Origin of the sequence: Cupriavidus sp. HMR-1, assembly GCF_000319775.1 — a bacterium.
GTDB classification, from domain to species: Bacteria; Pseudomonadota; Gammaproteobacteria; order Burkholderiales; family Burkholderiaceae; genus Cupriavidus; species Cupriavidus metallidurans.
Map to the genome: position 1 here is coordinate 47,477 of NZ_ANKP01000075.1, position 7,716 is coordinate 55,192.

Annotated in this window: 7 protein-coding genes; 2 read left to right on the forward strand and 5 right to left on the reverse strand. The window is 64.6% G+C overall.

What is annotated here, in order from left to right; translation table 11 throughout:
- The first annotated feature begins 173 nt into the window (after positions 1-173).
- Entirely contained in the window at positions 174-1,625 is a 1,452-nt protein-coding gene (locus D769_RS11635) for a CoA transferase (protein ID WP_008645228.1), read from the forward strand.
- Here D769_RS11635 and D769_RS11640 read toward each other — a convergent pair.
- The 4 genes from D769_RS11640 to D769_RS11655 form a co-directional block, all read right to left on the reverse strand.
- Positions 1,622-2,239 carry a pyridoxamine 5'-phosphate oxidase family protein gene (locus D769_RS11640; protein ID WP_008645230.1) on the reverse strand — a complete coding sequence of 206 codons (618 nt, stop codon included), beginning with the start codon at positions 2,237-2,239 and terminating at the stop codon, positions 1,622-1,624. The two genes, D769_RS11635 and D769_RS11640, sit on opposite strands and share 4 nt — an antisense overlap.
- A gap of 13 nt (positions 2,240-2,252) precedes the next feature.
- Positions 2,253-3,113 carry a PhzF family phenazine biosynthesis protein gene (locus tag D769_RS11645; protein ID WP_008645231.1) on the reverse strand — a complete coding sequence of 287 codons (861 nt, stop codon included), beginning with the start codon at positions 3,111-3,113 and terminating at the stop codon, positions 2,253-2,255.
- 323 nt (positions 3,114-3,436) lie between these two features.
- On the reverse strand, positions 3,437-5,062 hold the full coding sequence (gene ggt, locus D769_RS11650; RefSeq protein ID WP_008645232.1) for a gamma-glutamyltransferase: 1,626 nt from the start codon (positions 5,060-5,062) through the stop codon (positions 3,437-3,439).
- A 78-nt stretch (positions 5,063-5,140) separates the two neighbouring features.
- Positions 5,141-6,118 (reverse strand): tripartite tricarboxylate transporter substrate binding protein, encoded by a 978-nt coding sequence (locus D769_RS11655; protein WP_008645233.1) that lies wholly within the window; start codon positions 6,116-6,118, stop codon positions 5,141-5,143.
- A gap of 169 nt (positions 6,119-6,287) precedes the next feature.
- On the opposite strand from D769_RS11655, the gene D769_RS11660 reads away from it, so the two are divergent.
- Positions 6,288-7,172 (forward strand): LysR substrate-binding domain-containing protein, encoded by an 885-nt coding sequence (locus tag D769_RS11660; protein ID WP_008645234.1) that lies wholly within the window; start codon positions 6,288-6,290, stop codon positions 7,170-7,172.
- Positions 7,173-7,279: 107 nt separating this feature from the next.
- Here the strand turns inward: D769_RS11660 and D769_RS11665 are convergent.
- Positions 7,280-7,716 (reverse strand): tripartite tricarboxylate transporter permease (locus tag D769_RS11665; protein WP_008645236.1); only part of this gene is annotated, 437 nt, incomplete at its 5' end.

The following is a 7,716-nucleotide window of genomic DNA, read 5'->3' on the forward strand; positions in this document are numbered from 1 at the left end:
GCCTGCGGGGTAACCCGGCACCTGCGGGGCTTTTTCCGAATCGTCTCACGGCGCGATGGGCTGAAGTGGTGCAGAATCCACGAGATATCAGGGTCGTCATCGTGCGGTGGACCTCGGGCCGTGGTGCGCAATCGTCGCACAGTCCGGGGCTTGCCGCTGCTGGAATACAAGCCATGAACTCCGCTTCCTTTGCCACCGTTTCCCCCCAAACTGCCCCCGATGTCCTGGCCGCGCTCTGGCGCGAGGCCGGGATGCCCCCGGAAGCACTTGGGCATCTGACGCTGACCGGCGCCGATCCGGTTCTCCCATCCAGCTTCGCCATTGGCACTGCGGCCCAGGCCAGCCTGGGTGCGTCGGCGCTGGCTGCCGCCGCGTTGTGGGCGCAGCGGACCGGCAACTGGCAGGGCGTCGCGGTCGACATGCGCCATGCCATGGCCGAGTTTCGCAGCGAGCGCTATCTGCGCGTCAAGGGTGGCGCGGCGCCCGAGCTATGGGACAAGATCGCGGGGCTGTACCCGTGCGGCGATGGCCGCTGGGTCAGGCTGCATACGAATTTTCCGCATCATCGGGATGGCGTGCTGAAGCTTCTGCATTGCGCGCACGACAAGGATGCCGTGCGCGCCGCGCTGTCCAAGTGGAAGGCCGAGGACTTCGAAGCGGCGGCTTCGGACGCCGGCATGGTCGTGGCGGCGATGCGGACCTATGACGAATGGCAGGCGCACCCGCAGGCTCAGGCGTTGCGGGGGCTACCGCCGGTCATCATCGAACGGATCGGCGATGCGCCGCCGATGCCGCTGCCGGCATTTGCACCCCAGGCCGAAATCAATGTCGATGCCAGGCCGCTGTCCGGCGTCCGCGTGCTCGACTTCACGCGCATCATCGCCGGCCCGGTGGCGGGGCGGACACTGGCCGCCCACGGCGCCGATGTGCTGCTGGTTTCGGCTGCGCACCTGCCGTCGATTCCGCCGCTCGTCATTGATACCGGCCGTGGCAAACGTTCCTGCCAGCTCGATCTGCGCGACGCGGATGACAAGCGCGCGCTGCACAAGCTGCTGCATGGCGCGGATGTCGTGGTGCAGGGATATCGCCCGAACGGGCTGGCGGAGCTTGGGGTCGGCGCCGAAGCCGCGGCGCGCGCGCGTCCGGGCATCGTCTATGTGTCGCTATCTGCTTATGGCCATGTCGGGCCGTGGGCGGGTAAGCGTGGTTTTGATTCGCTCGTGCAGACGGCCACCGGCTTCAATGACGACGAAGCCCGGGCAGCCGGCAGCACTGAACCGAAGCCGCTTCCGGCGCAGGTGCTGGATCATGCCGCGGGATACCTGCTGGCCTTTGGCGCGATGGCGGCGCTGCACCGCCGCGCGGTGGAAGGCGGAAGCTGGCATGTGCGCGTGTCGCTGGCCCAGGTCGGGCAATGGTTGCGCGGGCTAGGTCGTGTGCCGGATGGTTTCAGCGTGCCCGACCAGCACATCGACGAGATTTCGGACCTGCTCGAAGTGCAGGAGTCGGGCTTCGGCGAGTTGACCGTGGTGCGTCACGCGGCCCGGTTATCGGAAACGCCGGCATATTGGGCGTTGCCGTCCGAACCGCTCGGTACCCACGCGGCCGAGTGGCTGCCGCGCTAGTAGAGGTTATTGCGCAGCCGGTCCGGGAGTTCGCGATCGTAGGTGGTGGCGTCGATCGCATTCTGGCTTAGCGTTGCGACGATCGTGCCATTGCTTGGCAGCGTCTCACGTGAAATCTGCGCGTCGGCGGACCACAGGTGCGATCGCATCAGCGCGCGGGCGCACTGGAAGAATACCGACTGGATCGCGATGACGAGCACCGAGGTCGGCGCTTTGTCCTGCACCACGCAGCGGGCGATCAGATCCGGATCCGTGGAGATCTTTGCGGTCCCGCTGACGCGCAGTGTTTCGTTGACGCCCGGAATCAGGAACAGCAGTCCGACGCGCGGGTCGGCGATGATATTGCGCAGGCTGTCGATGCGATTGTTCCCGCGACGGTCCGGCAGCAACAATGTGCGATCGTCGAGCACATGCACGAATCCGGGCGCGTCGCCACGTGGGGAGCAGTCGCCTCCCTTTGCGCTGGCCGTCGAGAGCAGACAGAACGGTGACGCCTCCACAAAGGCTCGGTAATACGGGTGGAGGTAGTCCACCTCCTTGGCAAGCGATGCCCCTGACGGCTCGGCGTACAACGATTCGAGATCGGCAAGTGTGGCAATGTCGTGCGATGGCATGGCAGAGTCCTTGTCAGAGTGTCACGGTGCCGCGACCGAGTTCGATCACGCGGCCGCCCACGCGAATCGCGCCCTCGGTGGTCACGTTCAGGTCCAGCCGGCAGCGGCGATCGACGAACTCGCCCTGGTCCACCTCGTAGCTGGCGGGCAACGGGTGGCCGGTTGCCACCAGCCATCCGCCCAGGTTGGCGCAAGCGGAGCCGGTGCCCGGGTCTTCCGCTACGCCGCCGCCTTGCTTGGTGAAGAAATACCGCACGAGTGCCTTGCCTGGCTGTTCCGGGTCGAATGCAAAGACATAGGCGGTCTTGCGGCCCAGGCTGCTTTGCGGCCAGCGATCGAGCCGGCTGCTGTCCGGTTGTGCGCGACGTACTGCGTCGGGCGTCTTCACGGGGACCAGCAATTGGTCGGCGCCGGTGTCGACCCACATCGGTGATCCGGCAAGATCGTCCATGGTCAGGCCCAGCAACGATGCCATCTCGGCATCCGGCAGGCCCGCCGGGGCGGTCTTCGGCGCGCCTGTGTGCGGCGCGGTCAGTGTCCAGCGGTCACCCTTGGCCGTGACCGGGACCACGCCGGCCTTGAATTCGAGCGAAAGCGCATCGCCCGTTTTCATCAGGTCCCGTACAACGTGCGCCGTGCCAAGCGTCGGATGGCCTGCGAAGCGCATCTCGTATCCCGGCGTGAAAATGCGCACGGCGGCGTTGGCGTTGTCGGATGGGAGCACGAAGGTGGTCTCCGACAGGTTGAACTGCAGGGCCAGCGCCTGCATGGTCGTGTCATCGAGTCCGCGCGCGTCCTCGAACACACACAGGGGATTGCCGCCGAAGGTGGACTCGGCGAATACGTTGACGATTCGGTAGGCAAAAGTAGGCATGGGGGCGGCTTTCCAGAAATCAGCGACTCGGCAAGTGTACGGGAGCCGCCACGCCATGCCATGCACAGTTTCACGCGAATGCAGCGGAACAGTTGCAGTCGGGACCTGATGCAAGCGGCGTGCGCGTTTGAGCGAACTACGATTGGCGCCTTTTGCATTGATATCGTCTATGCCGTGGCGATCAAGCGCTTCCTGAGCCTGCCGGTGTATTGAGTACTGAGCGTGGCAATCCCGGAATGAAAATAGGCGCCATGGGTTTCCCCATGGCGCCTCGCAGGACTTCTACTACGTACTACCTACAGCGGTACAGCTAAACCTCTGCCTCAGAAGCCCACGGCCTGACCGTCGCGGCGGCTGTCGCTGGCGGCCACATAGCCTTGCTCGGCATCGTCCGACAAACGCCAGATGAACTGGCCGGAGCCGAAGTCCATATACGGGTCTTCCACGGATTTGAGCTTGTGGCCGCGCTCCTTGAGCCCGGCCACGGTGTTCGGGTCCATGGTGCCTTCAACGTCCAGCGTGAAGTCGCGGTTGACCTTCCAGCGCGGTGCGCAGCAGGCAGCCTGCGGTTGCTGGTTGTAGTCGAGCATGCGCACGACGGTTTGCAGATGACCTTGCGGTTGCATATCGCCGCCCATGACGCCGAAGCTCATCACCGGCTTGCCTTGCTTGGTCAGGAAGGCCGGGATAATCGTGTGGAACGGGCGCTTGCCGCCTTCCACCACGTTGGCCGACTTCGGATCCATCGAGAATCCCACGCCACGGTTCTGCAGGCTGATGCCGGTGCCCGGCACCACGACGCCGGAACCGAAGCCCATGTAGTTCGACTGGATGAACGAGATCATCATGCCGTTCTCGTCCGCCGCGGTCAGGTAGATCGTGCCGCCAGTGCGGGGCATGCCGAAGTTGAAATGCGTCGCGCGCTGCATGTCGATCAGCTTGGCGCGGGACTTCAGGTAGGCATCGTCCAGCATCTGCTCGGGCGTGACCTCCATGCTGCGCGGATCGGCCACGTAGCGGTACAGGTCCGCGAAGGCAAGCTTCATCGCCTCGATCTGCAGGTGCTGCGAGTCGACCGAATCCACCGGCAGCGAGCCGACGTCGAACTGATCGAGGATACCCAGCGCCATCAGCGCGGCAATGCCCTGGCCGTTCGGCGGAATCTCGTGCACTTCGTAGCCACGGTAGGACTTGCTGATCGGCGTGACCCACTCGGGGCGGTAGTTGCGCAGATCGTCGAGCGTCATCGCACCACCGCATGCCTTGCTGAACGCGGCGATTTTCTCGGCGATTTCGCCTTCATAGTACGCACGGCCGCCAGTGGCGCCGATCTTGCGCAGCGTGTCTGCGGCATCCTTGAACAAGAACTTCTCGCCGACGGCCGGCGCGCGGCCATTCGGCATGAACGTGTCGGCAAAGCCGGGCTGGCTCTTGAGGTCCGGCACGGCGGCGGCCCACTTGTGCGCAACCACCGGCGGCACTGCATAGCCACGTTCTGCGATCTCGATCGCGGGTTCCATCAGGTCTTCGAACGGCAGCTTGCCGAAGCGTTCGTGCAGCGCGGCCCAGCCGGCGATGACACCAGGCACGGTGACCGAATCCCAGCCACGGATGGGCCGGTTCGCAAGGCCGTTGCCATCGGCGCCGTACTTGTTCTTGAAGTAGTCCGGATTCCACGCGGCCGGCGCCACGCCCGACGAATTCAGGCCGTGCAGTTGCTTGCCGTCCCACAGGATTGCGAAGGCATCGCTGCCCAGGCCGCACGACACTGGTTCCACCAGCGTGATCGCCGCGGCGGCGGCAATCGCGGCGTCCACTGCGTTGCCGCCCTTGAGCAGCATCCGCAGGCCGGCCTGGGCCGCCAGCGGATGCGAGGTCGACACAACGTTGCGCGCGAACAGCGGAATGCGCACGGTGGGGTAGGGGTTGGTCCAGTTGAAGTTCTGCATGGTGTCTCTCGCTATGCCTAGTGTTTTCTCTGCTCTCCCATCACGCAGGAGAGCAGAGCAAAATTGGGGATCAAAGAATCAATCCACCTGGATCTTCCGATCCTTGATCAGCTTGCCCCAGCGGGCGCTGTCCTTCTTCACCATCGCGGCGAACTGCGCCGGTGTGCCGCCAACGGGCTCGGCGCCGAGCTTGGCCAGGCGATCCTTGACGTCCTGCGACTGGATGGCCTTGTTGAACTCGCTGTTCAGGCGGTTGACGATATCAGCCGGCAGGCCCTTGGGACCATAGATGCCGAACCATGTGTCCGATTCGAATCCGGGCAGCCCCGATTCGTTGACCGTCGGCAGGTCCGGTGCCAGCGGCGAGCGCTTCATGCTGGTCACGGCCAGCCCTTTCAGCTTGCCGTCCTTCACGTGCGGCATGCCGGATACGATGCTGTCGAACAGGATCTGCACCTTGTTCGAGATCAGGTCAGGTACCGCCAGCGCTGTGCCACGGTACGGAATATGCGTGATGAACACGCCGGCCTGGGCCTTGAATGCCTCGGCGGTCAGATGCACGACCGTGCCGTTGCCACTCGATGCGTAATTCAGTTCGCCCGGATGCTTTTTCGCGTAGTCGATCAGTTCCTTGACGTTCTTCACCGGCAGCGAGTTCGGCACCACCAGCACGTTGGTGGCTGTGGCCACCTGGCCGATCGGCGTGAAGTCCGTCTCGGTGTTGTACGGCAGATGGGTGTTGATATACGGGCCGATAGAGTGCGTGCTGGTCGTGGCGATCAGCAGTGTGTAGCCGTCGGCGGGCGCCTTGGCCGCCATGTCCGAGCCGATCGCGCCGCCGGCGCCGGGCCGGTTGTCCACCACGATCTGCTGGCCCATGCTCGTGCCCACCTTCTGGGCAATGGCGCGCGCCAGCAGATCAGTGGCGCCGCTGGCCGGGAAGGGCACGATCAGCCGGATCGGCTTGCTGGGATAGTTCTCTGCGTGCGACGGGGCAGCAGCCAGGGTCAGGCTCGTGGCGAGGCCGACGCCAATCAGGCGAAGCCAGGTTTTCATTTCTCTTCTCCGGTGCGGATGGGTACGGCACATCTCTTCTGGGCAGCAACCCAAAATTATTCCGCGCCGGTCGACATAATGAAAGTTAATATTCCTTGCCTGATCCACAAGAAAAACTTGTGGATCAGGCAAGGAGGCCAGCGACCCATATGCATTCAATGAGCACCCCATGAGCACAATCCGCTTTCTAAGGACCTTCGTAGCCGTGGCCGAGCATGGCTCGTTCGCCGCCGCCGCCGGTCAGGTGGCGCTGACCCAGGCGGCAGTGAGCCTGCAGATGCGCTCCCTGGAAGAAGAATTGCGGCGCGAACTGTTCGACCGCAGCGGGCGCGTGGCAGTGCTCAATGCCGATGGCCGCGAATTGCTGCCCATGGCGCGGCGGCTGCTGGATCTCTATGAGGAGATGCGGCTGCCGCTTTCAGGGTCCGATACGATGGCGGGGGCCGTGGCGGTCGGCGCGGTGGTGTCGGTGATGGGTGGGCTGTCGCATGTCGTGGCGCGGCTCAAGCGCACGCACGCAGCGCTTGATGTCCGGCTTATCGGCGCGAAGTCGATCGAATTGGCGACGATGGTGGAGGGCGGCGAGCTCGATGCGGCGTTTCTGGTCGAAGGCATGGCGCGCCCATCCGGGGTGCTGCGCTGGACGCCCCTCTATAACGAGCCGCTGGTGGCCATCGCCGCGCGGGGCAGCAGCGGCGATACGGCGCGTCAGGCGCTGGCGGCCAATCCGTTCCTGCGGTTCGATCGCACCCAGCGTACCGGCGTGCTGGTGGAGCGCGCGCTCCGCCGCGCCCATTTGCGCACCAACGAGTTTCTCGAACTGAATTCGATCGAGGCCCTGGTGGAACTCGTGCGTCAGGAAGTGGGGGTGACCGTGGTGCCGCTGCTAAAACGTGCCCGCTGGCAGGAAGACGAGGCGCTGCGCATCCTGCCGCTGCAGGCCGATGGCGAGCCGATGGTCCGCACCATCGGCATGCTGGAGCGGCGCGATCACGGCCGCGCGCACGTGACCGAAGCGATCCGCGCCGCGTGTGCCGATTTGTTCGCCACCTGAACGCCGCATGAGCCCCACCTGAATGCCGCATTGCTGCGGCGCCGGAATGAAAAAAGGGCGCCGCAATGGGCGCCCTTCCAGTACGGCGGAAGCTGAGGCCGGAGGCCTTACTCTTCCTGGAATGCTTCTTCGCGCTTGGCCTTGATCGACGGCATGGCCACGATCAGTACCAGCACTGCCGCGCCGATCAGCAGACCCAGCGACAGCGGGCGCGTCACGAACACGGTGAAGTCACCACGCGACAGCAGCAGCGAGCGGCGGAAGTTTTCTTCCATCATCGGTCCGAGCACGAAGCCCAGCAGCAGCGGAGCGGGTTCGCACTTCAGCTTGATGAACAGGTAGCCGATCACGCCGAAGGCCGCGGTCTGGAACACGTCGAACGTGGTGTTCTGGACCGAGTACACGCCGATGCAGCAGAACGTCAGGATCGCCGGGAACAGGAAGCGGTACGGCACCTTGAGCAGCTTCACCCACACGCCGATCATCGGCAGGTTCAGGATGATCAGCATGAAGTTGCCAATCCACATCGAAGCGATCAGGCCCC

Coding starts and splice junctions, on each gene's coding strand:
- D769_RS11635 (WP_008645228.1), top strand. CDS start 174: ATGAACTCCGCTTCCTTTGCCACCGTTTCCCCCCAAACTGCCCCCGAT.
- D769_RS11640 (WP_008645230.1), bottom strand. CDS start 2,239: ATGCCATCGCACGACATTGCCACACTTGCCGATCTCGAATCGTTGTAC.
- D769_RS11645 (WP_008645231.1), bottom strand. CDS start 3,113: ATGCCTACTTTTGCCTACCGAATCGTCAACGTATTCGCCGAGTCCACC.
- ggt (WP_008645232.1), bottom strand. CDS start 5,062: ATGCAGAACTTCAACTGGACCAACCCCTACCCCACCGTGCGCATTCCG.
- D769_RS11655 (WP_008645233.1), bottom strand. CDS start 6,118: ATGAAAACCTGGCTTCGCCTGATTGGCGTCGGCCTCGCCACGAGCCTG.
- D769_RS11660 (WP_008645234.1), top strand. CDS start 6,288: ATGAGCACAATCCGCTTTCTAAGGACCTTCGTAGCCGTGGCCGAGCAT.